Annotated in this window: 20 protein-coding genes; 12 read left to right on the top strand and 8 right to left on the bottom strand. The window is 56.6% G+C overall.

All coding sequences use genetic code 11. The features are described 5' to 3' along the window. Nucleotides 1-188 precede the first annotated feature (188 nt). Both GM298_RS19780 and greB read right to left on the bottom strand, forming a co-directional pair. The gene (locus GM298_RS19780) at nt 189-2,519 is read right to left on the bottom strand and encodes a Tex family protein (RefSeq protein ID WP_126801281.1); all 2,331 of its coding nucleotides are present in this window, start codon (nt 2,517-2,519) and stop codon (nt 189-191) included. An 86-nt stretch (nt 2,520-2,605) separates the two neighbouring features. After that, the gene (greB, locus tag GM298_RS19775; protein ID WP_025758107.1) at nt 2,606-3,079 is read right to left on the bottom strand and encodes a transcription elongation factor GreB; all 474 of its coding nucleotides are present in this window, start codon (nt 3,077-3,079) and stop codon (nt 2,606-2,608) included. Nucleotides 3,080-3,311: 232 nt separating this feature from the next. Between greB and ompR the strand changes: the two genes are divergently transcribed. Together ompR and envZ are read left to right on the top strand one after the other, a co-directional pair. Beyond that, nucleotides 3,312-4,031, top strand: a complete 720-nt coding sequence (ompR, locus tag GM298_RS19770; RefSeq protein WP_001157751.1) for a two-component system response regulator OmpR — start codon at nt 3,312-3,314, stop codon at nt 4,029-4,031. Then, complete coding sequence (gene envZ / locus GM298_RS19765) at nt 4,028-5,374, top strand: two-component system sensor histidine kinase EnvZ (protein WP_029882169.1); 1,347 nt, start codon at nt 4,028-4,030, stop codon at nt 5,372-5,374. The genes ompR and envZ overlap by 4 nt, the downstream gene beginning before the upstream one ends. 90 nt (nt 5,375-5,464) lie before the next feature. On the opposite strand, the gene pckA is transcribed toward envZ, so the two are convergent. From pckA to GM298_RS19740, 5 genes are all read right to left on the bottom strand, one after another. After that, nucleotides 5,465-7,084 carry a phosphoenolpyruvate carboxykinase (ATP) gene (gene pckA, locus GM298_RS19760; protein ID WP_025758106.1) on the bottom strand — a complete coding sequence of 540 codons (1,620 nt, stop codon included), beginning with the start codon at nt 7,082-7,084 and terminating at the stop codon, nt 5,465-5,467. A 394-nt stretch (nt 7,085-7,478) separates the two neighbouring features. Then, nucleotides 7,479-8,357, bottom strand: coding sequence for an Hsp33 family molecular chaperone HslO (gene hslO, locus GM298_RS19755; RefSeq protein WP_025758104.1), 879 nt, complete (start codon nt 8,355-8,357; stop codon nt 7,479-7,481). A gap of 23 nt (nt 8,358-8,380) precedes the next feature. Beyond that, nucleotides 8,381-8,782 (bottom strand): ribosome-associated heat shock protein Hsp15, encoded by a 402-nt coding sequence (hslR, locus tag GM298_RS19750; RefSeq protein ID WP_025758102.1) that lies wholly within the window; start codon nt 8,780-8,782, stop codon nt 8,381-8,383. Next, on the bottom strand, nt 8,763-9,464 hold the full coding sequence (yrfG, locus tag GM298_RS19745) for a GMP/IMP nucleotidase (protein ID WP_025758101.1): 702 nt from the start codon (nt 9,462-9,464) through the stop codon (nt 8,763-8,765). Before yrfG ends, hslR begins: the two co-directional genes overlap by 20 nt. 67 nt (nt 9,465-9,531) lie before the next feature. After that, a complete protein-coding gene (locus GM298_RS19740; RefSeq protein ID WP_045285980.1) occupies nt 9,532-11,667 on the bottom strand; it encodes an intracellular growth attenuator family protein in 2,136 nt (711 codons plus the stop codon). Between the two features lie 517 nt (nt 11,668-12,184). Here GM298_RS19740 and nudE point away from each other — a divergent pair. Beyond that, on the top strand, nt 12,185-12,745 hold the full coding sequence (nudE, locus tag GM298_RS19735) for an ADP compounds hydrolase NudE (RefSeq protein WP_008503041.1): 561 nt from the start codon (nt 12,185-12,187) through the stop codon (nt 12,743-12,745). An 80-nt stretch (nt 12,746-12,825) separates the two neighbouring features. Here nudE and mrcA read toward each other — a convergent pair whose 3' ends face one another. Further along, a complete protein-coding gene (mrcA, locus tag GM298_RS19730) occupies nt 12,826-15,378 on the bottom strand; it encodes a peptidoglycan glycosyltransferase/peptidoglycan DD-transpeptidase MrcA (protein WP_088244399.1) in 2,553 nt (850 codons plus the stop codon). A 120-nt stretch (nt 15,379-15,498) separates the two neighbouring features. Here mrcA and GM298_RS19725 point away from each other — a divergent pair, with 120 nt between their 5' ends. The 9 genes from GM298_RS19725 (at nt 15,499) to dam (ending at nt 22,988) form a co-directional block, all read left to right on the top strand. After that, a complete protein-coding gene (locus tag GM298_RS19725; RefSeq protein WP_262784537.1) occupies nt 15,499-16,275 on the top strand; it encodes a pilus assembly protein PilM in 777 nt (258 codons plus the stop codon). Beyond that, a complete protein-coding gene (locus GM298_RS19720; RefSeq protein WP_262784538.1) occupies nt 16,272-16,757 on the top strand; it encodes a PilN domain-containing protein in 486 nt (161 codons plus the stop codon). The genes GM298_RS19725 and GM298_RS19720 overlap by 4 nt, the downstream gene beginning before the upstream one ends. A 3-nt stretch (nt 16,758-16,760) precedes the next feature. Beyond that, nucleotides 16,761-17,216: a hypothetical protein gene (locus GM298_RS19715; protein ID WP_025758093.1), complete on the top strand. Its 456-nt coding sequence runs from the start codon at nt 16,761-16,763 to the stop codon at nt 17,214-17,216. Continuing rightward, nucleotides 17,206-17,610, top strand: a complete 405-nt coding sequence (locus GM298_RS19710; protein ID WP_053060170.1) for a HofP DNA utilization family protein — start codon at nt 17,206-17,208, stop codon at nt 17,608-17,610. Before GM298_RS19715 ends, GM298_RS19710 begins: the two co-directional genes overlap by 11 nt. Next, nucleotides 17,522-18,760 carry a DNA uptake porin HofQ gene (gene hofQ, locus GM298_RS19705; protein ID WP_266155098.1) on the top strand — a complete coding sequence of 413 codons (1,239 nt, stop codon included), beginning with the start codon at nt 17,522-17,524 and terminating at the stop codon, nt 18,758-18,760. Before GM298_RS19710 ends, hofQ begins: the two co-directional genes overlap by 89 nt. Before the next feature lie 286 nt (nt 18,761-19,046). Beyond that, nucleotides 19,047-19,568 carry a shikimate kinase AroK gene (aroK, locus tag GM298_RS19700; RefSeq protein ID WP_003861630.1) on the top strand — a complete coding sequence of 174 codons (522 nt, stop codon included), beginning with the start codon at nt 19,047-19,049 and terminating at the stop codon, nt 19,566-19,568. A 57-nt stretch (nt 19,569-19,625) separates the two neighbouring features. Beyond that, nucleotides 19,626-20,714, top strand: a complete 1,089-nt coding sequence (gene aroB / locus GM298_RS19695) for a 3-dehydroquinate synthase (protein ID WP_025758090.1) — start codon at nt 19,626-19,628, stop codon at nt 20,712-20,714. A gap of 92 nt (nt 20,715-20,806) precedes the next feature. Next, nucleotides 20,807-22,108, top strand: a complete 1,302-nt coding sequence (damX, locus tag GM298_RS19690; protein WP_266155096.1) for a cell division protein DamX — start codon at nt 20,807-20,809, stop codon at nt 22,106-22,108. 67 nt (nt 22,109-22,175) lie between these two features. Continuing rightward, entirely contained in the window at nt 22,176-22,988 is an 813-nt protein-coding gene (dam, locus tag GM298_RS19685) for an adenine-specific DNA-methyltransferase (protein ID WP_025758088.1), read from the top strand. Nucleotides 22,989-23,007: the final 19 nt, after the last annotated feature.

Genomic DNA, 23,007 nt, shown 5'->3' with positions numbered 1-23,007 from the left:
GTTTGCGGTATTAATTTACGGCCTGTTTGACCTTGCTCAATATTTGCTGAAATGACGGGAAAACGAAAAGGAGAGTATTTGTTAACGGGGTGATAATTCACGGTTTAAATATGGATGTGCAATCGGTTTCATCTATTACGATATAATTTGTCCCCTCTCCCCGTTGGGGAGAGGGTTAGGGTGAGGGGTTAGCGTTTCTTACCCATCGCGGCCGCCAGCGCATCCATCATCGCGCTGTTGCCTGCAGGCTGGGCATCACGTCCGCGCGGTTTCGCGCCTTTAGCGGCCGGGCGCTGCTGCTCGCGACCGCCACCGTTAGCCCCGCGGCGCGCACTGGTTTCACCTGGCTGCTCGTCCAGACGCATGGTCAGGGCGATTCGCTTGCGCTGCAGATCCACTTCCAGCACTTTAACCTTCACGATGTCGCCCGCTTTGACCACGGTATGCGGGTCTTCAACGAACTTGTCGGCAAGCGATGAGATGTGCACCAGACCATCCTGATGCACGCCGATATCGACAAATGCGCCAAAGTTGGTGACGTTGGTCACTGCGCCTTCCAGCACCATGCCCGGAAGCAGGTCGTTCATGGTCTCGATACCGTCGGCAAAGGTCGCTGTTTTAAACTCAGGGCGCGGGTCGCGGCCCGGCTTTTCCAGCTCTTTGATGATGTCGGTAACGGTAGGCACACCAAACTTGTCGTCAGTGAAATCAGCGGCTTTCAGGTTGCGCAGGGCGCTGCTGTCGCCCATCAGATCTTTCAGCGCCTGCTGGGTGGCGGCCAGAATGCGTTCCACCACCGGGTACGCTTCCGGGTGAACGGTGGAGGCATCCAGCGGGTTATCGCCATGGTTGATGCGCAGGAAGCCCGCGCACTGCTCAAACGCTTTTGGCCCCAGACGGCTTACCTTCAGCAGCTGCTGGCGGTTCTGGAACTGACCGTTCTCATCGCGCCAGGCGACGATGTTCTGAGCCATCATGCGGGTTAAGCCCGCCACGCGAGTCAGCAGAGGAACGGAGGCGGTGTTCAGGTCCACGCCGACGGCGTTAACACAGTCTTCCACCACCGCATCCAGCTTACGCGCCAGCTGAGTCTGGCTCACGTCGTGCTGATACTGGCCCACGCCGATGGATTTCGGGTCGATTTTCACCAGCTCTGCCAGCGGATCCTGCAGGCGACGGGCGATCGAGACCGCACCGCGAAGAGAAACGTCCAGGTCCGGGAACTCCTGCGCTGCCAGCTCGGACGCGGAATAGACGGAGGCCCCCGCTTCGCTGACGATCACTTTCTGCGCCGTCACTTTCGGGAACTGCTTCTGCACGTCGAGGTAGAAACGTTCGGTTTCGCGGGACGCCGTACCGTTGCCGATGGCGACCAGCTCCACGTTGTACTTCTCGCACAGCGCGGCCACCACAACGGCCGCTTTGGCGGCCTGGCCGGTGTGCGGATAGATGGTGTCGGTAGCGACCAGTTTACCGGTGCCGTCCACCACGGCCACCTTCACGCCGGTACGCAGCCCCGGATCGAGACCCATGGTGGCACGCAGGCCAGCAGGGGCGGCCATCAGCAGGTCGTGCAGGTTACGGGCGAAGACGTTGATCGCTTCATCTTCGGCGCGCTCGCGCACGGTGCCCATCAGCTCGGTTTCGAGGTGCATCAGCACCTTGATGCGCCAGGTCCAGCTCACCACGCCTTTACGCCAGCTGTCTGCCGGGGCGTTGTTCAGGCGCAGGCCAAGATGGTCGATGATGATCTGCTCACAGTGGCTCTCTTTCGGCGGCTCGTCAAACTGCGGGTCGGCGTTCAGGGAGAGCTGCAGCACGCCTTCGTTGCGGCCACGGAACATCGCCAGCGCACGGTGAGAAGGGGTGGTAGAAATCGGTTCGTGGTGATCGAAGTAGTCGCGGAATTTCGCGCCCTCTTCCTCTTTACCCGCGACGACGGTAGAGACGATGTGTGCATTCTTCCACAGGTAATCACGCACTTTGGCAAGCAGGGCTGCGTCTTCGGCGAAGCGCTCCATCAGAATGTAGCGTGCGCCATCAAGAGCGGCTTTGGTGTCCGCCACGCCTTTATCGGCATCAATAAATTTCGCCGCTTCGGTTTCCGGATCATGTGACGGCGTGTTCCACAGCAGCTCTGCCAGCGGCTCAAGGCCCGCTTCAATCGCAATCTGCCCGCGCGTGCGGCGCTTCGGCTTGTACGGCAGATAGAGGTCTTCGAGCTCGGTTTTGCTCAGGGTGCCGTTGATGGCGGCTTCCAGCTCGCTGGTCAGTTTGCCCTGTTCGCCGATGGATTTGAGGATCGCCTGACGACGTTCTTCCAGTTCGCGCAGATAACCCAGACGGGTTTCCAGGTTACGCAGCTGCGTGTCATCCAGCCCGCCGGTGACTTCCTTACGATAACGTGCAATAAACGGCACGGTGTTCCCTTCATCAAGCAGGCGAACGGCAGCTTCTACCTGTTCGGCTCTGGCCTGAAGTTCACCCGCAATAATGCGGCAGAGCGAATCTTTCATCATGGCTTTATCATCTTGTGGGTCAAAAATCAGGGGATAGTTATACGGGCTGACACGGCAAAATGCCAGCCGGGGAGGGCGCTCTCGGACTATTTTACGTAGACGATCTCATTGACGTACCAGCTGGCTTCACCGGCGGGTGTCTGCACGACGGCGAGGTCGCCCACCTCTTTTTTTAGCAGCGCGCGGGCCATCGGGGAGTCGATGGAGATGTAATCCTTACGACCAAAAATTTCATCGTAGCCGACAATGCGAAAACGCAGGGTATCACCGTTGTCGTTCTCAATCTCAACCCACGCGCCAAAGAACACTTTGCCCTCCTGCTGGGGGGAGTAATCGACAATTTTAAGGTTTTCAAGGCATTTGGTCAGATAGCGTACCCGGCGGTCGATCTCACGCAGCCGCTTTTTGTTGTACTGGTAGTCAGCGTTTTCGCTGCGGTCGCCCAGGCTTGCTGCCCAGGTCACTTTTTTGGTCACTTCAGGGCGCTCTTCGCGCCACAGGGTGTCCATCTCTCTTTTGAGTTTTTCGTACCCTTCGCGGGTGATCAGGGGCGTTTTCATTGGGTGACCTTCAGACTCGACATCATTGCAAACCTTGCGCACATTACGTATCACATCGCATATCTGACAGCGTTAATAATGATTTATGTGATGAAATGTGCAGATAAGCTGCTGTTAAATATGCTTTGTAACAATTTCGACTAGAATTTATACCAGAATTAGCTGGTCGAACACGTGCACTTTTTTAGAATACGCTGTTATTAGACTATCCGAACCTTTGGGAGTACACACAATGCAAGAGAACTACAAAATTCTGGTCGTGGATGACGACATGCGCCTGCGTGCGCTGCTGGAACGTTATCTGACCGAGCAGGGCTTCCAGGTTCGTAGCGTCGCGAACGCTGAGCAGATGGACCGTCTGCTGACCCGTGAATCTTTCCACCTGATGGTTCTCGACCTGATGCTGCCTGGCGAAGACGGGCTCTCGATCTGCCGCCGTCTGCGTAGCCAGAGCAACCCGATGCCGATCATCATGGTGACGGCGAAGGGCGAGGAAGTGGACCGTATCGTGGGCCTCGAAATCGGCGCGGACGACTACATTCCTAAACCGTTTAACCCGCGTGAACTGCTTGCGCGTATTCGTGCCGTGCTGCGTCGTCAGGCGAACGAACTGCCGGGCGCACCGTCGCAGGAAGAAGCCGTCATCGCCTTCGGCAAGTTTAAGCTGAACCTCGGCACGCGCGAGATGTTCCGTGAAGACGAGCCTATGCCGCTCACCAGCGGCGAATTTGCGGTGCTGAAAGCGCTGGTCAGCCACCCGCGTGAACCGCTCTCCCGTGATAAGCTGATGAACCTCGCGCGTGGTCGTGAATACTCCGCAATGGAACGCTCCATCGACGTGCAGATTTCCCGTCTGCGCCGCATGGTGGAAGAAGATCCAGCGCATCCTCGTTATATTCAGACCGTTTGGGGTCTGGGCTACGTGTTCGTCCCGGACGGCTCTAAAGCATGAGGCGAATGCGCTTCTCACCGCGAAGCTCGTTTGCCCGCACCCTGTTACTGATCGTCACCCTGCTGTTCGTCAGCCTGGTGACGACCTACCTGGTCGTGCTGAACTTTGCAATTTTGCCTAGCCTCCAGCAGTTTAATAAGGTCCTGGCCTATGAAGTCCGTATGCTGATGACCGATAAGCTGCAGCTGGAGGACGGCACGCAACTGGTTGTTCCTCCGGCGTTTCGCCGTGAAATCTACCGTGAGCTGGGCATTTCGCTCTATTCCAATGAAGCAGCGGAAGACGCCGGCCTGCGCTGGGCGCAGCACTACGAATTTCTCAGTCAGCAGATGGCGCAGCAGCTGGGCGGCCCGACGGAAGTGCGCGTTGAGGTAAACAAAAGCTCGCCTGTCGTCTGGCTGAAAACCTGGCTGTCGCCCAACATCTGGGTGCGCGTCCCGCTGACCGAAATCCATCAGGGCGATTTCTCGCCGCTGTTCCGCTACACCCTGGCGATTATGCTGCTGGCGATAGGCGGTGCGTGGCTGTTTATCCGTATACAGAACCGACCGCTGGTCGACCTGGAGCACGCGGCGCTGCAGGTCGGTAAGGGCATTATTCCTCCCCCGCTGCGCGAGTATGGCGCTTCGGAAGTCCGTTCGGTGACGCGTGCGTTTAATCATATGGCGGCAGGCGTGAAGCAGCTGGCGGATGATCGTACGCTGCTGATGGCGGGGGTCAGCCATGACCTGCGCACGCCGCTCACGCGTATCCGTCTGGCGACGGAGATGATGGGAGAAGAAGACGGTTATCTCGCCGAGTCCATCAACAAGGATATCGAAGAGTGTAACGCCATCATCGAGCAGTTCATCGACTACCTGCGCACCGGGCAGGAGATGCCGATGGAGATGGCCGATCTGAACGCGGTGCTGGGTGAAGTGGTGGCAGCGGAAAGTGGCTATGAACGTGAAATTGATACCGACCTTCAGGCGGGTGAAATTCAGGTTCGCATGCACCCGCTCTCCATTAAGCGCGCGGTAGCGAACATGGTGGTCAACGCGGCGCGCTACGGCAATGGCTGGATCAAGGTGAGCAGTGGTTCTGAACTCAACCGCGCCTGGTTCCAGGTCGAAGACGACGGTCCTGGCATTAAGCCGGAGCAGCGTAAACATCTGTTCCAGCCGTTTGTGCGCGGCGACAGCGCCCGCAGCACCAGCGGTACGGGCCTGGGCCTGGCGATTGTGCAGCGTATTGTGGATAACCATAACGGGTTGCTGGAGATTGGTACCAGCGAGCGGGGCGGTTTAAGCATTCGCGCCTGGTTGCCGGTGCCGGTTACGCGGGGGCAGGTGAAAGAGGGATAGTGCGGTCTGATGCCCTCACCCCGACCCTCTCCCAAGGGGAGAGGGAGAAAACATTAAAAAAGGCAACTTTCGTTGCCTTTTTGTTTTTACCTACAGCTTCGGTCCCGCACTCACCAGCGCAGCACCTGCCGGGGTATCGGTATACTTCTCGAAGTTCTCAATAAACAGTTTCGCCAGCGATTCCGCTTTTTCACGCCACTGCTCCGGCGAACCATACGTATTGCGCGGGTCGAGGATATGCGTATCCACACCCGGCAGCGACGTCGGGATGGCCAGATCAAACATCGGCAGCGTGAAGGTTTCGGCGTCGTCCAGAGAACCATCCAGAATGGCGTCGATAATGGCGCGGGTATCTTTGATGGAGATACGCTTGCCGGTGCCGTTCCAGCCGGTGTTTACCAGATATGCCTGTGCCCCGGATGCCTGCATGCGTTTCACCAGCACTTCCGCGTACTGCGTCGGGTGCAGCGACAGGAACGCCGCGCCGAAGCAGGCGGAGAAGGTCGGGGTTGGCTCCGTCACGCCGCGCTCGGTACCGGCCAGCTTCGCGGTGAAGCCGGAGAGGAAGTGGTACTGCGTCTGGCTGGCGGTCAGGCGAGAGACCGGCGGCAGCACGCCGAACGCATCCGCCGTCAGGAAAATGACCTTCGTGGCATGACCCGCTTTTGACACCGGCTTGACGATATTGTCGATGTGGTAGATCGGATAAGAGACGCGGGTGTTTTCCGTCTTCGACGCATCGTCGAAGTCGATGGAGCCGTCAGCACGCACGGTGACGTTTTCCAGCAGCGCATCGCGACGGATGGCGTGGAAGATATCCGGTTCGGCCTCTTCAGAAAGACGAATGGTCTTCGCGTAGCAGCCGCCTTCAAAGTTGAATACGCCGTCGTCATCCCAGCCGTGTTCGTCATCGCCAATCAGACGACGTTTTGGATCGGTGGACAGCGTAGTTTTCCCGGTGCCGGAAAGACCAAAGAACACCGCCACGTCGCCTTTTTCCCCGACGTTCGCCGAGCAGTGCATGGAGGCGATGCCCCGCAGCGGCAGCAGGTAGTTCATGACGGAGAACATCCCTTTCTTCATTTCGCCACCGTACCAGGTACCGCCAATCAGCTGGATACGCTCGGTCAGGTTGAAGGCAACAAAGTTTTCGGAGTTCAGACCCTGCTCTTTCCACTGTGGGTTCGTGCATTTCGCGCCGTTCATCACAATGAAATCTGGGGTGAAATCCTGCAGCTCTTCGTCGGTTGGACGAATAAACATGTTTTTCACGAAATGTGCCTGCCAGGCCACTTCGGTGATAAAACGTACGGAGAGACGGGTGTCGGCATTAGCGCCGCAGAAAGCGTCGACAATGAACAGACGCTTGCCGGAAAGTTGATGAGTGACGAGCCCTTTCAGATGCTGCCAGGTTTCCGGAGAGAGCGGTTTGTTATCGTTCTTTCCTTTGCCCTTATCAGCCCACCACAGCGTATCGCGGGTGGTATCGTCACGGACGATATACTTATCTTTCGGCGAACGACCGGTAAAAATACCGGTATCGACGGCGATAGCACCAAGATTAGTCAACACACCGCGCTCGTATCCTTCCAGTGCTGGATTGAGCTCTTCCTGATACAGCGTATCGTAGTCGGGGTTGTAGACGATTTCCTGGACGTCGTGAATACCATAAGCCTTGAGATCTTGCGGGGTTAAACCAGTAACACGCATATCACTGCTCCTTAGCCAATATGTACTGCCTAAAATTGTAGGGTTTTTCTGAGGTTGCTAACCGCGACGGGGCTCATAGATTTACGCATCTGGACAAAACCCTTACTAACGGAAAACGCTGCGACTCCAGTCACAGTGCAGGCGGATTATCGCAGGAATCGCTTTTTTGTTGGGGAAAATGTTCCGAAAAGGTTAAACGCTGGTGATTTTATCGGAAGGAATGTGAATGTAATCGCATACACGTAAGAAAATTACGTAAGTGTTACATTGTGAAAACGATTCAGCTGGGGGAGGTTTTTTTACCCCCTCACCCGAGCCCTCTCCCCAAAGGGGAGAGAGTGTCCAGGTTCCCTCTCCCCTTTGGGGAGAGGGTTAGGGTGAGGGGCAAAGAGTATTAGTGGACCTGCGGATCCGCCGGGGAGGCATTGTTGCGGATCTCAGCGATATCCATTGAATTGAACACGTAGTGCGTACCGCAGTAGTCACAGTGCATATCAATTTCGCCATCTTCCGCCATGATGCTGTCGATCTCTTCATCAGGCAGGGTTTTCAGCGCGCCAGCGCAACGCTCGCGAGAGCAGGTGCACTTAAACTCAACAGTCTGCGGATCGTAGACGGTCACTTCTTCCTCGTGGTACAGACGCCACAGCACGTCGGTCGCCGACAGGTTGAACAGCTCTTCTGCCTTGATGGTTTCGGTCAGCGTTGCCAGGTGTTCGAAATCATTGGTCTGAGCATCCTGTGCCGGCAGAACCTGCAGCAGCATACCGCCCGCAGCAGGCTGACCGTCCACTTCACCGGTGCGGATAAACAGACGCGTTGGCAGCTGTTCAGAACGCATGAAGTAATCTTCCAGGCAGGCAGCCAGGGTGTCGCCTTCCAGACCGACCACACCCTGATAGCGTTCACCTTCTTCCGGGGAGATGGTGATCACCAGGTAACCATTACCCACCAGCGTTTTGAGGTCCGCATTTTCAGGCACGTCGCCCTGAACGCGCGCCACGCCACGCATCTGCTGCTGGTTATTGCCGTTGATGACCGCCAGCGACATCGGGCCGTCACCCTGCAGCTGCACGGTGATATCACCGGCAAATTTCAGCGTAGCGGTCAGCAGGCTGGTGGCAACCAGCAGTTCGCCCAACAGGGTTTTCACCGGCAGCGGGTAGGTGTGGTTTTCCAGAATCTGTTTCCAGGTTTCGGATACGGTGACCAGCTCGCCACGCACGGCGAATTGTTCAAACAGATAGCGGTGTAATTGGTCGTGTTGGGCCATAATAGTCTCTCGTGCAGGTGAGGTTACTCGGTCTCACCGTGTTTAAATTTCATCAGATCGCGGCGCTCTTTTTTATCCGGTCGCCGGTCCGGGTGGGGCATGGTCAGCGCGTTCATTTTGCGCGCCAGCGCGGTCTTCTCGCGCTTTTCAATGCTTTCCGCCGTCTCTTCATAAAGCAGTACGGCTTCAGAGGCGGGCCGTCGTTGTTCGGTAATGGCTTTAATCACCACCGTTCGTTCATCGTTGCCCTGACGCAGCGTTAAGGTGGCATTCAGCTCAACCAGCTTGCTCGGTTTGCTGCGCTGGCCGTTGTAATGCACTTTACCGCCGTCAATCATCTCGCGGGCAAGGGCGCGTGTTTTATAAAAACGCGCCGCCCACAGCCATTTATCCAGTCTTACCCCGTCAGAGGGTTTTTCTTTCATGTGGCGTCTCCTTCACGGTCAGTGAGGGGATCATCTGGCGATAGTCGTTCAGTCCCGGATGGCGCAGATAGCTTTTTTCAGCCAGGCCAGAGTCAGGATTGGTGACGCCCAGACAATAGCGAATGCCAAACGTCGCGGCGGAATCCAGAATGGGTTCGCTGTCATCAATGAACAACGTGCGCTCCGGCTGCAAACCCGTCTCTTCCTTCACCGCATGCCACAAACGCTGATCCTCTTTCGGATAACCAAATGTGTGGGTGGAAAGTAATAAATCAAGGTGCGACGCCAGCCCCGTATGCTCCAGCTTCACGGCCAGGTTGTGCGGATGCGCGTTGGTCAGCAAGATACGGCGCTTGCCGCTCGCTTTCAGCGCATCCAGGAACGGAACCGTATCCTCGCGCAAAACGGCGCGTGGGCCCTGGGCGGTAGTCATGGCACAAATATCTAAACCGAGGCGCTCGCTCCAGTAGTCAAGACAGTACCAGTTTAGCGTATGTTGCACCGCGCTATATTGCGAACGAATGAATGCCTGCGCTTCTGCCGGGGTGATCCCCTGTTGCTCGCTATAGGTTTCAGGAACCAGCGTTTGCCAGAAATAGTTATCAAAGGCGAGATCGAGCAGCGTGCCGTCCATATCCAGCAGAACGGTATCAACCTCCTGCCAGGCGATATCAAGATGCATAAGGGGGAACTCCAGCCAGAAGAAACGTGCGCGACAGGGTAGCACATCTTGTCGCGCAGCGACGTTATCAGATCAGGCTCTCAGAAGAGGGGATCAGCTTAGGATTGAGGCAGTTTTCGTAATATTGCTGGATCTCGGCCAGCCGGGTGCGCGAGCGCTGGTAGCGGCGCAGGGCCATAACACCGTTCCAGAATATGGCGGCAAGCATCGCGATCATCAGCAGTGAGGTGCCGATGTAACGCCACAACCCTGCGCTATCCGGCATCCGGTGCAGGCCGACATGGCGGGTGCCATTGGCATCGGTATAAATACTCGTGACGATGCCTTCGGCGCTGAACGGCGTCTGCATAAGCATCTGCGCCAGGCGCTGGAACTGGCTCCACTGTTCCTGCGCCGGGTAGTCATAAAGCGCGACCTGCGGGTAAGGCTGATCGACCAGGTCGCTGCCTTCATCGCTGACAATCACAAACCCGCCGGGTGCCGGGCTGTTCAGCGCCTGCGCCGCACGGGTGGTTTCGCGCATCATGAACGGTGATGTCGAGGTGGCGACCAGGTTATCCAGCGATTCAGCGCTAACCGGGCGCAGCAGCACGTTAACGCCATCCAGTCGTCCCGCTTCGGCACGTTTCACCAGCGAGTCCCAGTCTTTACTGTTCCCCAGGTTGACCAGCGCATTTTTGAGACGTATGCACTCGTCCTGAGAGGCACAGAGATCCTGTGTTTTCAGCACGATGTCACCAAAATCATCCAACAGAACCATGCCCGATTTCTGAATGGCCGAGCGCAGCGCAGGGCTGACGCGCGAATCATCGTCCGGTTTCGGGTGCAGCTGGCGATTGACCGTCTGGGTAAGCGCCGTGGCTTTGTTCACCACTTCGGATTCCGGCAGCGGCAGCGGCGGTGCGTCGTTCCAGATAATTTGCGAGCAATCGAACGGCGTGAACGGTGAGTTCTGGCGCGTGTTCCACGCCCCTGGGGTGTGAATATTACACATCCCGGTTCCCTTCAGGCGCAGCGTGTCTCCCACGCGCACACCGGCTTCATCCAGTTGATTGACGCTGGTCGCTTCGATGGTTTGCGCCCCTTTTATCCACGACAGGGTGAATTTGATGGGCATATCCAGCGGCACGAAAAGCAGCAACATGATAAAGACCAGCGCAGCGCCGCCGGCAATGACCGCGCTGCGTAGCCAGTGCTGAAGCGGGAAATTTTTTACTTCATCATGCAGGGATAAGAAGCGTCCCTGGCGCACAACGTGGCGGTCAAGGTAGATATCAATATCGGTTTTCTGACCTAAGTCCTGCGCAATCCACGGTTGCCAGTGACGCGGGTAGATAAGGTCGATAATACCGAGCGAGATATTGTTGAGATGTTCCTGATCGTTTTCACCAAACAGACCCCAGCGCTTGGGCGTACCGCGCAGACAGTGGATCTCTCGCAGCGAGGTTTTGGCAGGCGGGGCGAACAGTCCCCACAGCCCGGCAGCCAGCAGCAGCACCGCACCTCCGGCTAGCCAGGGGACAAACACATCCGGCGTCAGCAGGCAGACAAAAAAGAGCAGGAAGGCAGCGACGATCAGAACGGCTTCACGAATGCCGTCCGGGCGGCTCAGGGCATACTCTTCATGCGTCTCCTGGCGAATGTTCAACAGCTCGATCTGCTCAGTCTCTTCGCCACGGATGGAGGCCTGGGTCGAACTTGCGCGCTCAAGCGCAAAACGCGGGGCTTCCTGAAGGTACTCATTCAGCGTGTGGCCGTTCAGTGAGATAACCAGGGGCAATGAATCGGTATGGATCAGCTCAACGCTGTTTTCGTCATTAATGTATTGCTCCCAGGACGGGGGCAGATGCACTTCGACAGAATCAAGGTAATAGCGCCATTTGTTGGGATCGTCGGTGGTGATGCCATACCGCGTGATGGAGCGCGTCACGCAAAGTACGGTATCGCTTTGCGCATTAAGCTTTAGCGCAACGGGCGCAGCAGTGGCTCCCGTCGGCCCAGGGGTCAGCTGAGAACGGTTCAGTATTTCAAGATAGTTTTCAACCGCATCGCGCTCGTCTTGTGTAAGCTTACGCGTGCTCGCACCCGCAAAAGCATTCAAAAAGGGCAGACGGTAACGGCGCTGTACGCGACGCCTGTAGATCCATCCTGCAACCAATGCGCCGGCCAGCATAGCAGCGAGAACAATCAAAATGGTGCTCATGCTTTCCCCATCTTACTTATCTTCTTACAGGTGTATACCCGTCATACTTCGAGTTGTCTGTGCGTTGGCTTGACTCGGCCTGTGGCCTCGCCCCTTCGAGGCCAGCGCAAGCGCTGTTCAAACTGGCAAGGCCAGTTTGTCCTCGCTCACCTCAGTCACGTACTGATGTACGCTCCTGAGGATTCGCTGCGTCGCCGCTCTCATACAACTCGAATTATTTAGGGTAAAGTCAGTAGCACCTTTACAATGAATGAGTTTCTGTGGCTGGCTATCGGCAAGTATGGAGTCGAACTTGAGCATTCTGAAGCGCATCCCAGTGACCGCTGATAATAGCAAAGCCTGATAGGGCGCGATATCAGCAAATTCCTGGAAACATTTCAACCTCTTGACATTTGTTTTGAATTGAGGATTGATCCCTGCTACGTTGCACAAATGTAAATAAAGAACGATTGACATTGCCGAAACCGTGCAGCGTATCGCACAATAACGCCAGTTCTCACTGCTAAGACCCATCAAGATGAGCAAACCACTACAAAAACCCACCATTCTGAATGTTGAAACTGTCGCAAAATCGCGCCTGTTTAATGTCGAAAGTGTGGACCTGGAGTTCAGCAACGGTGTGCGTCGCGTTTATGAGCGTATGCGCCCCTCGTCGCGCGAAGCGGTGATGATAGTTCCGATTGTCGACGATCATCTGATTTTGATCCGCGAATACGCTGTGGGAACGGAATCTTACGAGCTTGGGTTCTCGAAAGGGCTTATCGACCCGGGCGAAACCGTCTTTGAAGCGGCAAACCGCGAGCTGAAAGAAGAGGTGGGTTTTGGTGCCAATGAGCTGTCGTTCCTGAAAAAACTGAGCATGGCACCGTCTTATTTTTCCAGCAAAATGAATATCGTGGTGGCTGAAGACCTCTACCCTGAATCGCTGGAAGGGGACGAGCCGGAGCCGCTGCCGCAGGTTCGCTGGCCGCTGGCGCATCTGATGGATCTGCTTGAAGACCCTGACTTCAATGAAGCTCGCAACGTGAGCGCGCTGTTCCTGGTCCGGGAGTGGCTGAAGGGGCAGGGGCGACTGTAGTCCATAAAAAAAGCCGGGTGGCGGCTTCGCCTGACCCGGCCTGCGATGTTTTGCCCGGCTTTTACCGGGCATTTTTATATTTAGAACAGCTCGTGCGTTTCGCCGTTATCAATAATCTCGGTACCCACCTCATGCACCGCCTGTGTGGTCGGCTGCGTGCCCTCGATGAAATACTCTTCGCGGCTGTTGCCGCCGTTGGCGAGCTGGCCCGTGCTGCGGTCGATATTGACCGTCACCACGCCCGGCGGTGGCGTCAGCGGTTGCTCCGGCACACCTTCAAGGACCGATTTCATGTAGGCATCCCAGGCCGGTTGCGCGCTTTTCGCGCCGCCTTCGTAGCCGGAAATCTGATCTTTTATCGCGCCAGACGCCGTTGTACGACCTAAATCACGGCGGTGATCGTCGAAACCGATCCACACCGAGGTCACCACGCCCGGGCCGTAACCCGAGAACCAGGCATCCTTCGAGCTGTTGGTGGTCCCCGTTTTACCGCCGATATCATGGCGCTGCAAATCACGCCCTGCGCGCCAGCCGGTACCCTGCCAGCCGGGTTCACCGAAGATGTTGGTGTTCAGCGCACTCTTGATCAGGAATGACAGCGGGGTATTGATCACATGCGGGGCATATTCCTGCGCACCCGTCTGTGCGACCAGCGCCTGGTTCGCCTGTTCCAGCTGTGGCTGCGGTACAACGCCGTTCGGCTGCTCCTGCGACACGGCAGGGTCTTCCATGTCCTTATTCTCAAGCACGTCAGATTTCGGTGTATTACCGTAAATCACCGGAATATCGCACTCTGCACAGGCAATTTTCGGCTTCGCCTCAAACAGCACGCCGCCCTGATCGTTCTCAATTTTGCTGATGAAGTACGGGTCAATCAGGAAGCCGCCGTTGGCCATCACGGAATATCCACGCGCCACCTGAAGCGGGGTGAATGACGCAGAGCCTAACGCCAGCGATTCGGTACGCACGATGTTCTGCGCCGGGAAACCGAAGCGTTGCAGATACTCAGCGGCATAGTCGACGCCCATCGCGCGCATGGCTCGCACCATCACCACGTTTTTCGACTGTCCCAGACCCTGGCGAAGACGAATAGGGCCGGCATATTCCGCAGGGGAGTTCTTCGGCTGCCAGTCGGAACCTGCTCCGGCATCCCAGCGTGAGATAGGCACGTCGTTAAGGATGCTGGCCAGGGTCAGGCCCTTATCCATTGCCGCCGTGTAGAGGAACGGCTTAATGTTGGAACCCACCTGACGCAGCGCCTGAGTGGCGCGGTTAAATTTGCTCTGGTTGAAATCGAATCCACCGACCAACGCCAGCACGGCGCCATTCTGCGGGTTGATGGAGACCAGGGCGGAGTTGACGTCCGGTACCTGTGCCAGCCACCAGGCATCGCCCACCTTGCGCACCCAGATTTGTTGTCCGGTCTGGACTGCATCGGTCACTTTACGCGGTGTTGCGCCCTGCAGGGTATCCGAACGGTACGGACGCGCCCAACGAATCCCCTCCATACGCAGGGAGACGGATGTCCCATCCGCGAGCGTTGCCACGGCTTCCTGAGGATCGGCCTGCGTCACCACGGCCGGAAGGAGCGGACCATAGGTCGGCAGCGCTTTCAGCGTACTGGTGATTTTTTTGCTGTCCCATGCGCTTTCGCCCACTTTCCAGAGCACGTTTGACGGGCCGCGATAGCCGTGACGCATATCGTAATCCATCACGTTGTTGCGCACCGCGTCCTGAGCCGCCTGCTGCACTTTGCGGGTGACGGTGGTGTAAACGCGGTAGCCATCTTCATAGGCCTTATCGCCATAGCGGTTCACCATCTCCTGGCGAACCATTTCGGTCAGATAAGGGGCAGAGAAGGCGATCTCCGGGGCATGGTAGTTGGCGTCAATGACATCGTTGCGCGCCTGGTTGTACTCACTCTGGCTAATGTAGCCTTCGCTCAGCATACGTGACAGGACGACATTGCGACGCGCGGTGGCGCGATCGAGCGAGTAGAGCGGGTTAAAGGTTGAGGGCGCTTTTGGCAGACCGGCGATGGTCGCCATTTCGCTTAAGGTGAGCTGCTCAACAGGCTTACCGAAGTACACCTGCGCGGCCGCCCCCACGCCATAGGCACGGTAGCCCAGGTAGATTTTATTGAGGTACAGCTCAAGGATCTCGTCTTTGCTCAGCAACTGCTCAATACGGATCGCAAGGAACACCTCTTTGATCTTACGTATCAGCGTCTTTTCAGGGCTGAGGAAGAAGTTACGCGCCAGCTGCTGCGTAATGGTACTTGCCCCCTGGGAGGCATGGCCGGAGAACAGCGCAATGCTCGCGGCACGGAAAATCCCCACCGGATCGACACCGTGGTGCTCGTAAAAACGGCTGTCCTCTGTGGCGATAAAGGCTTTCACCATCACGGGCGGAATTTGGTTTAAGGTCAGCGGGATACGACGCTTCTCGCCATACTGCGCCATTAATTCGCCATCGGCGCTATAGACCTGCATCGGGATCTGGAGACGCACATCGCGAAGCGTGGCGACATCAGGTAGCTGTGGCTCAATATATTTGTATAAACCGTAAATCGAGCCTGCTCCCAGCAGAATGCAACAGACTGCAAGGATAAATAAATACTTTACGAACTTCACCGGAGATTTCCCATTTGGTTTCACTTGGGCAGTTTCTAAACAATCGCGCGGTAGTATAAAGGCAAGCCTGATTCATTGATATAGCCGTCAAGGCGACGGGCGATAAGGAGATCGTGAAACATGGCTTTTAAAACATGGCAAACGGGCGTTCATATTCAACAGGATAGGGTGCTGATTGTCGCGCTGGTGCGAGAGAAGTCGGGCTGGAGTTTACGCCGCTGGTGGGCCGTTCCTCTGGCCGAAGGGATCATTGGTGACGGCAAGATTTATCAGCCAGAACAGCTGATTGATGCGTTACGCGACTGGCGAAAAACGTTGCCGCACTATCACCGGGTTTTTCTCTCTTTTCCGGCAGCACGCACCCTGCAAAGGTCGCTTCCCCGCCTGGCCATTGCGCTGCGCGACAGCGAACAGCTCTCATGGCTTGGCGCGGCGCTGGCGCGGGAGCTGGAGATGTCTGCCGATACGCTCTGTTTCGATTACGCGCAGGACACCTTTAGCAGCACATTTCACGTGACGGCGGCGCAAAACAACGAGGTCGAAACCCTGCTGACGCTGGCCAAAACGTTACGTTTGCGGCTGGCGACCATTACCCCGGATGCCAGTGCGCTGAAGAATCTTCTTCCGGCGGTGGCACCGGCGCAGTGTGTCGTCTGGCGGGATGAACGGCAGTGGCTCTGGGCGATGCGCCACCAGTGGGGGCGCCGTGTTGCCGCAGAAGCTGAAAACGTGGCTGAGCTCTCAGCTCTGCTGGCCGTGGAGCCGGCGGATATCGCGCTGTTTGATAGCCAGCGTAATCCATGGGAAACCCTGCAGCGATGCCATGCCCCGTTACCGGAATGCGGCGCGGACTATACCGTTGCGCTGGCGTTAGCCATGAGTGAGGTGCCCGCATGAGCATCACGAATTTTCTGCCGTGGCGGCAGCAGCGGCGCGCGCGATGCCTGCGTTTCTGGGGAGCAACGTTTGTCTGCACGGCGCTGTTGATGGTCACGACCATCGCCTGTTTGCGGATGACCCCGCTTTTGCGGCTGCACGCCCTGCAAACGGATCTGACGGGGATACAGTCCGTGCAGCACGGCCTCGTTGCTCGCCAGAGACTCGCGACATCCGTGCAAAGCCCCGCTCGCCAGCGGCGCGCATGGCAGCCGGTGCTGGAGTCGCTGTCCGCCACCCTTCCTGCGCAGATCTGGCTGACGGAACTGCGCTACCAGCCTCCCGCTCTGATGTTTACCGGGTTTGCCACCACCCTGCCGGCCCTGTCTGCGCTGCGTGATGCGCTTGGACAACTCCCGGGCTTTACCCCCGGGACAGCGGGTGAGCTTCGGCAGGATAGCCAGGGGCGCTGGTCGTTCACCTTTCATCTTAGCGAGGGGTAACGCGTGAATATCCTGTTGGAGCGCTGGTGCGAAAGCCGTCCCTGGATCCGCGGTCTCTGCTGGTGTCTGAGCACTTTCCTGGCTGGGCTGGCTGCGTGGGGCACCCTGCTCAGACCGGTAGAGAGACAGTGTGCTGAACGACAAAGCCAGCTGATCCAGGAGGCGAGGACCAACGCATCGTTATGGCCTGTCGTCAGCACGGTGCCGCTGCGCACAGAAACCGCGCAAGCGCCAGAAATGAAGCCGTTTTCGCCGCTTGATTTTCAGGGGGATGAGACGACGCTGGTTCACTGGAAGCCGCTGCAGAACGGAGGAGAGCTGACGCTGGAGGCGGAGTGGCAGGCCATCCCGGGGCTTTTTTCCCGGCTGGCGCAGCGGGATGTCGAGATTGCGGCTTTCGCAATTGCACCTGAAGGTAAGGCGTTACGCCTGCGGCTGGAGCTGGATCATGCGAAATAGTACACGATACTGGCTGGTGTGCTCAGTATTGCTGTTGACCGGCATGCGCGATCCCTTTCGCCCGCCGGACGATCCCTGCGCGACGGGTGAACTGACGCAGTGGCGCTATCGCGGCATGGTGGGGGGACGCGAGGCTATCGGCATTTTGCAGGATGGGCAAAAGCGCTGGCACCGACTAAAAATGGATGAGCGCTTCCCGGCGGGCTGGCAAATAACCGCCATTACTGAATCGGAACTGGTTGTTGAGGTGGGAGACACCTGTGAACCCGTCCAGTGGACGTGGCAACGAGAAGGAATCGAGAAGAATGAATTTACGGATAACGCTGTTGCTGCTGATGTTCAGCCATCCGCTGTGGGCCGCCGCGCCAAAGCCGGTCACGCTGGTGGTGGATGATGTTCCGGTCGTTCAGGTGTTGCAGGCGCTGGCCACTCAGGAGAGCCGTAATCTGGTGGTATCGCCTGATGTCGGCGGCACGCTTTCGCTCAACCTGACGCATGTCCCCTGGCGGCAGGCGCTACAGACGGTTGTCTCCAGCGCCGGACTCGTTTTGCGCGAGGAGGGGGGCATTTTCTATGTTCATACCGCAGCCTGGCAGCGTGAACAGCGGGAACATTCAGAACAGGAGAAGGCGCGTCGACAGCTTGATGCGCCGCTGGTTTCACATAGCATCCCTTTTTCCTATGCCGATGCCGGAGAGCTGCAAAAAGCAGCGGAAAAACTCCTGAGCCCAAAGGGAAGTTTATCTGTCGACAAACGGACCAATCGCCTGCTGATTCGGGATAGCCAGACGGTGATGGATACGCTGGTGCGCTGGGCCACTCAAATGGACATTCCCGTCGAGCAGGTAGAGCTGGCTGCGCATATTGTGACCATGACTGAAAAAAGCCTGCGTGAACTGGGGGTGAAGTGGGCGCTCGCCGATGCCACCGACGCGGGGAAGGTGGGACAGCTCACGACGCTTGGCAGCGATCTGTCCGTGGCCAGCGCCACCAGCCACGTAGGGTTTAATATCGGGCGGATCAACGGTCGGCTGCTGGATCTGGAACTGTCTGCGCTGGAGCAAAAACAGCAGGTCGATATTATTGCCAGCCCGCGACTGCTGGCCTCGCATATGCAGCCGGCCAGTATCAAACAGGGGAGCGAGATCCCCTATCAGGTCTCCAGCGGGGAAAGCGGCGCCACCTCCGTTGAGTTCAAAGAGGCCGTACTGGGGATGGAAGTGACGCCGGTGGTATTGCCGGGGGGACGCGTGCGCCTGAAATTGCACATCAGCGAAAATATGCCGGGACAGGTCCTGCAGCAGGCTGACGGCGAAACGCTGGCTATCGACAAACAAGAGATAGAGACGCAGGTTGAGGTAAAAAGTGGAGAAACGCTGGTATTGGGCGGAATTTTTTCGCAGAAGAACAAAACCGGCAGTGACAGCGTGCCGGGGTTGGGGAGCATCCCCTGGTTGGGGGCGCTTTTTCGCCATGACGGGAAAGACCAGGAACGACGTGAATTAGTGGTGTTTATTACACCACGTCTGGTCGGTATTCACTGACGGGTAACGATCCCCGCAATGATTTTGCATTCAGTTTGTTGCAGATGTTTGACGTGGGGCATGAATTAGCATACAAGGAGTACCGATTTGAGTTGGACTTACGTCTTATTACCTTATGCGCCCGGCGCGGTGATTTAATCAGTTGCCAAACAAGCCGGAGTATTGAGATAATTTTTAGTCTGACTCTCGCTCTATTGCATATGAGGTTTCAGTTCATGTCCTGCTACGCCGGGTGTCTGCGAAGCGGGGATTACCATTAACGAATAGTCTTAGTAGTACCGATAAAATGGCAGAGAAACGCAATATCTTTCTGGTTGGGCCTATGGGTGCCGGCAAAAGCACTATTGGGCGTCAGTTAGCTCAACAACTCAATATGGAATTTTACGATTCTGATCAAGAGATTGAGAAACGAACCGGAGCTGATGTGGGCTGGGTTTTCGACGTAGAAGGCGAAGAAGGTTTCCGTGACCGAGAAGAAAAAGTGATCAACGAACTCACGGAAAAACAGGGCATCGTACTGGCAACAGGCGGCGGCTCTGTGAAATCTCGCGAAACCCGCAACCGTCTCTCCGCCCGTGGCGTAGTGGTCTATCTTGAGACGACCATTGAGAAACAGCTGGCACGTACGCAGCGCGATAAAAAGCGCCCGCTGCTGCAGGTTGAAACGCCACCACGCGAAGTTCTGGAAGCGTTGGCCGATGAACGCAATCCGCTGTATGAAGAGATTGCCGATGTGACCATTCGTACTGACGATCAGAGCGCTAAAGTGGTTGCAAACCAGATTATTCATATGCTGGAAAGCAACTGATTCTGGCTTTATATACACTCGCCTGCGGGTAAAAGCATTAAAGGTGGATGTCGCGTCATGGAGAGGATTACAGTTACTCTCGGGGAACGTAGTTACCCTATCACCATCGCGGCTGGTTTGTTTAACGACCCAGCTTCCTTTTTACCACTGAAAGCGGGTGATCAGGCGATGCTGGTCACCAATGAGACGCTGGCTCCGCTTTATCTCGACCGTGTACGCCACCTGCTTGAGCAGGCGGGCGTTAAAGTCGACAGTGTGATTCTCCCCGATGGCGAGCAGTATAAAAGCCTGACGGTACTGGATACCGTCTTTACCGCCTTGCTGCAAAAACCGCACGGTCGCGATACAACACTGCTTGCCCTGGGCGGTGGTGTTGTGGGCGATCTGACCGGCTTTGCGGCCGCAAGCTATCAGCGTGGTGTTCGCTTTATTCAAATCCCGACCACGTTGCTGTCTCAGGTCGACTCCTCTGTTGGCGGCAAAACGGCCGTTAACCATCCGCTCGGCAAAAACATGATTGGCGCGTTCTACCAGCCTGCCTCGGTGGTGGTGGATCTCGACTGTCTGAAAACCCTGCCGGCGCGCGAGCTGGCTTCTGGTCTGGCGGAAGTGATCAAATACGGCATTATTCTGGATGGCGAGTTCTTTAACTGGCTTGAAGAGAATATGGATGCGCTGCTGCGCCTGGATGAGGCTGCGCTTGCATACTGCATTCGTCGTTGTTGTGAGCTGAAAGCAGAAGTTGTCGCTGCGGACGAGCGTGAAACGGGCTTACGTGCTTTACTGAATCTTGGGCATACGTTTGGTCACGCGATTGAAGCCGAAATGGGTTACGGCAACTGGCTGCACGGTGAAGCCGTCGCGGCTGGCATGGTGATGGCCGCCCGCACCTCTGAACGTCTTGGCCAGTTCAAACCGCAAGAGACGGCACGTATTGTTGCGCTGCTTGAGCGTGCTGGTTTGCCGGTAACCGGGCCGCAGGAGATGTCGGCACACGCGTATTTACCCCACATGATGCGCGATAAAAAAGTATTGGCAGGCGAGATGCGTCTTGTACTCCCGCTTGCAATAGGGAAGAGTGAAGTACGCGGCGGAGTGCCGCACGATGTCGTTCTTGGCGCTATCGCTGATTGTCAGCAGGCGTAACAACTAGAAAGGTCAGGCCACTGTTGCAGGTGGTCGTTTAGCTTCAGGTGAAATGCAAAGTCGTTGGCATAAGCCTTTGAGTGGGGTGTTAAATGGATGAATTCAAACCAGAAGACGAGCTGAAACCCGATCCCAGCGATCGTCGTACTGGTCGTTCTCGTCAATCTTCAGAACGTGATAACGAGCCGCAGATCAACTTTGACGATGTTGATCTGGATGCAGACGATCGTCGCCCTTCGCGCAGCCGCAACGCGCGTGATGAGCGAGAAGAAGAGGATTATGAGTCCGAAGAAGATTCAATGGACGAAGAGCCTGTAGAGCGTCGCCCGCGTAAACGTAAAAAAGCCGCTGCGCCAAAACCAGCCTCCCGTCAGTACATCATGATGGGCCTTGGCGTTCTGGTGCTGGTGCTGCTGATTGTTGGCATTGGCTCTGCGCTAAAAGCACCGTCATCGAACTCAACCGAGCAAACCGCTTCCGCTGAGAAGAGCATCAACCTTTCCGGTAACGATGCAAGCGATCAGGCGAATGGCGCACAGCCTGCACCGGGAACCACCTCTGCAGAGCAGACGGCAGGCAATACCGCTGCGCCGCAGGATGTTTCTCTGCCGCCCGTATCTTCAACCCCCGCTCAGGGTCAGGCACCTGTTACGCCTGAAGGCCAGCAGCGCGTAGAAGTTCAGGGTGACCTGAACAATGCCCTGACGCAGCCGCAGAATCAGCAGCAGGTTGATAACGTCGTGGTTAACTCTACGCTGCCAACTGAACCTGCAACGGTTGCCCCGATTCGCGGTGCTAACGCTCAGCCACAAACGGCGGCGACGGAAACCAAACCGCGTCAGACGCAAACCACCTCGCGTCCTGAACGTAAGCAGGCGGTAATTGAGCCTAAGCGTGAAACCAAACCTCAGGCTGTGGTAAAAGCGCCTGAAGTGAAAACCGTACCGGCACAGCCGAAACACACTGAAATGGCTGCGGTGAGCGAGCCTGCAAAAGCGCCTGTCACGCAGACCGCGCCGAAAGCAACGGCGACCACCACGGCACCGGCTGCCACCACGGCTCCAGCCGCGACGGCAACAGCATCCAGCAGCGCGGCAGGTAAAACGGCAGGCAACGTCGGTTCGCTGAAGTCTGCGCCATCCAGCAATTACACGCTGCAGCTGAGCAGTTCGTCTAACTATGACAACCTCAACAGTTGGGCGAAGAAATCCAATCTGAAAAACTATGTGGTTTATCAGACGACCCGTAACGGTCAGCCGTGGTATGTGCTGGTCAGCGGTGTGTATTCATCCAAAGATGAAGCAAAACGTGCCGTGGCGGCCCTGCCTGCTGATGTTCAGGCAAAAAACCCATGGGCGAAGCCGATTCATCAGGTTCAGGCCGATCTGAAGTAATGTTTAAAGCGCAGGATGCTGTCGGAGCTTTCTCCACAGCCGGAGAAGGTGTAATCAGTTAGTCAGCATGAAAAAAAATCGCGCTTTTCTGAAATGGGCAGGGGGGAAATACCCCCTGCTCGATGATATTAAAAAGCACCTGCCTGAGGGCGAGTGTCTTATCGAGCCTTTCGTTGGCGCGGGATCGGTGTTCCTGAACACCGATTTTTCGCGTTATATCCTGGCGGATATCAACAGCGACCTTATCAGCCTCTATAACATCGTTAAGCTGCGTACCGAAGAGTATGTCGCAGAGGCGCGCAAACTGTTTACGCCGGAGAATAATAACCCGGACGTTTACTACCAGTTCCGTGCGGAGTTTAACCAGAGTCAGGATCCGTTCCGGCGGGCACTGCTGTTCCTCTATCTCAACCGACATGGTTATAACGGTCTGTGCCGGTATAATCTTCGTGGGGAATTTAACGTGCCGTTTGGCCGTTATAAGCGCCCCTATTTCCCGCAGGACGAGCTGTATCACTTCGCCGAAAAAGCACAGCATGCGGAATTCCACTGCCTCTCGTATGAAGAGTGTATGGAGCTGGCAGGCGTAAACTCGGTGGTTTACTGTGACCCTCCGTACGCGCCGCTGTCTGCTACAGCGAATTTCACCGCCTATCACACCAACAGCTTCAGCCCGGCCGAACAGGCCCGCCTGGCGGAGATGGCGGAAAAGCTGGTCAGCAAAAGAATTCCGGTGTTAATTTCGAATCACGATACCCCTGATACGCGCGAATGGTACAAAGCCGCGACGCATTTTCAGGTTAAAGTGCGGCGTAGCATTAGCAGCAACGGCGGCACACGTAAAAAGGTGGACGAACTCCTGGCTCTTTATCGCCCCTGAGCCGTTTTGCCCGCCGGTA

The organism is Enterobacter sp. HSTU-ASh6 (assembly GCF_026319105.1).
Classification (GTDB): domain Bacteria; phylum Pseudomonadota; class Gammaproteobacteria; order Enterobacterales; family Enterobacteriaceae; genus Enterobacter; species Enterobacter sichuanensis.
The sequence above is the reverse complement of the archived record's forward strand: the minus strand, read 5'-3'. Positions and strand labels throughout refer to the sequence as shown.

Bases quoted from the DNA above. Each gene is read 5' to 3' on its own strand.
- GM298_RS19720 (WP_262784538.1), top strand. From the start codon at position 16,272: ATGAGCATCACGAATTTTCTGCCGTGGCGGCAGCAGCGGCGCGCGCGA.
- nudE (WP_008503041.1), top strand. From the start codon at position 12,185: ATGAGCAAACCACTACAAAAACCCACCATTCTGAATGTTGAAACTGTC.
- GM298_RS19710 (WP_053060170.1), top strand. From the start codon at position 17,206: ATGCGAAATAGTACACGATACTGGCTGGTGTGCTCAGTATTGCTGTTG.
- yrfG (WP_025758101.1), bottom strand. From the start codon at position 9,464: ATGCATCTTGATATCGCCTGGCAGGAGGTTGATACCGTTCTGCTGGAT.
- damX (WP_266155096.1), top strand. From the start codon at position 20,807: ATGGATGAATTCAAACCAGAAGACGAGCTGAAACCCGATCCCAGCGAT.
- greB (WP_025758107.1), bottom strand. From the start codon at position 3,079: ATGAAAACGCCCCTGATCACCCGCGAAGGGTACGAAAAACTCAAAAGA.
- dam (WP_025758088.1), top strand. From the start codon at position 22,176: ATGAAAAAAAATCGCGCTTTTCTGAAATGGGCAGGGGGGAAATACCCC.
- GM298_RS19740 (WP_045285980.1), bottom strand. From the start codon at position 11,667: ATGAGCACCATTTTGATTGTTCTCGCTGCTATGCTGGCCGGCGCATTG.
- GM298_RS19780 (WP_126801281.1), bottom strand. From the start codon at position 2,519: ATGATGAAAGATTCGCTCTGCCGCATTATTGCGGGTGAACTTCAGGCC.
- envZ (WP_029882169.1), top strand. From the start codon at position 4,028: ATGAGGCGAATGCGCTTCTCACCGCGAAGCTCGTTTGCCCGCACCCTG.
- GM298_RS19725 (WP_262784537.1), top strand. From the start codon at position 15,499: ATGGCTTTTAAAACATGGCAAACGGGCGTTCATATTCAACAGGATAGG.
- hofQ (WP_266155098.1), top strand. From the start codon at position 17,522: ATGAATTTACGGATAACGCTGTTGCTGCTGATGTTCAGCCATCCGCTG.
- hslR (WP_025758102.1), bottom strand. From the start codon at position 8,782: ATGAAAGAAAAACCCTCTGACGGGGTAAGACTGGATAAATGGCTGTGG.
- ompR (WP_001157751.1), top strand. From the start codon at position 3,312: ATGCAAGAGAACTACAAAATTCTGGTCGTGGATGACGACATGCGCCTG.
- pckA (WP_025758106.1), bottom strand. From the start codon at position 7,084: ATGCGTGTTACTGGTTTAACCCCGCAAGATCTCAAGGCTTATGGTATT.
- aroB (WP_025758090.1), top strand. From the start codon at position 19,626: ATGGAGAGGATTACAGTTACTCTCGGGGAACGTAGTTACCCTATCACC.
- hslO (WP_025758104.1), bottom strand. From the start codon at position 8,357: ATGGCCCAACACGACCAATTACACCGCTATCTGTTTGAACAATTCGCC.
- aroK (WP_003861630.1), top strand. From the start codon at position 19,047: ATGGCAGAGAAACGCAATATCTTTCTGGTTGGGCCTATGGGTGCCGGC.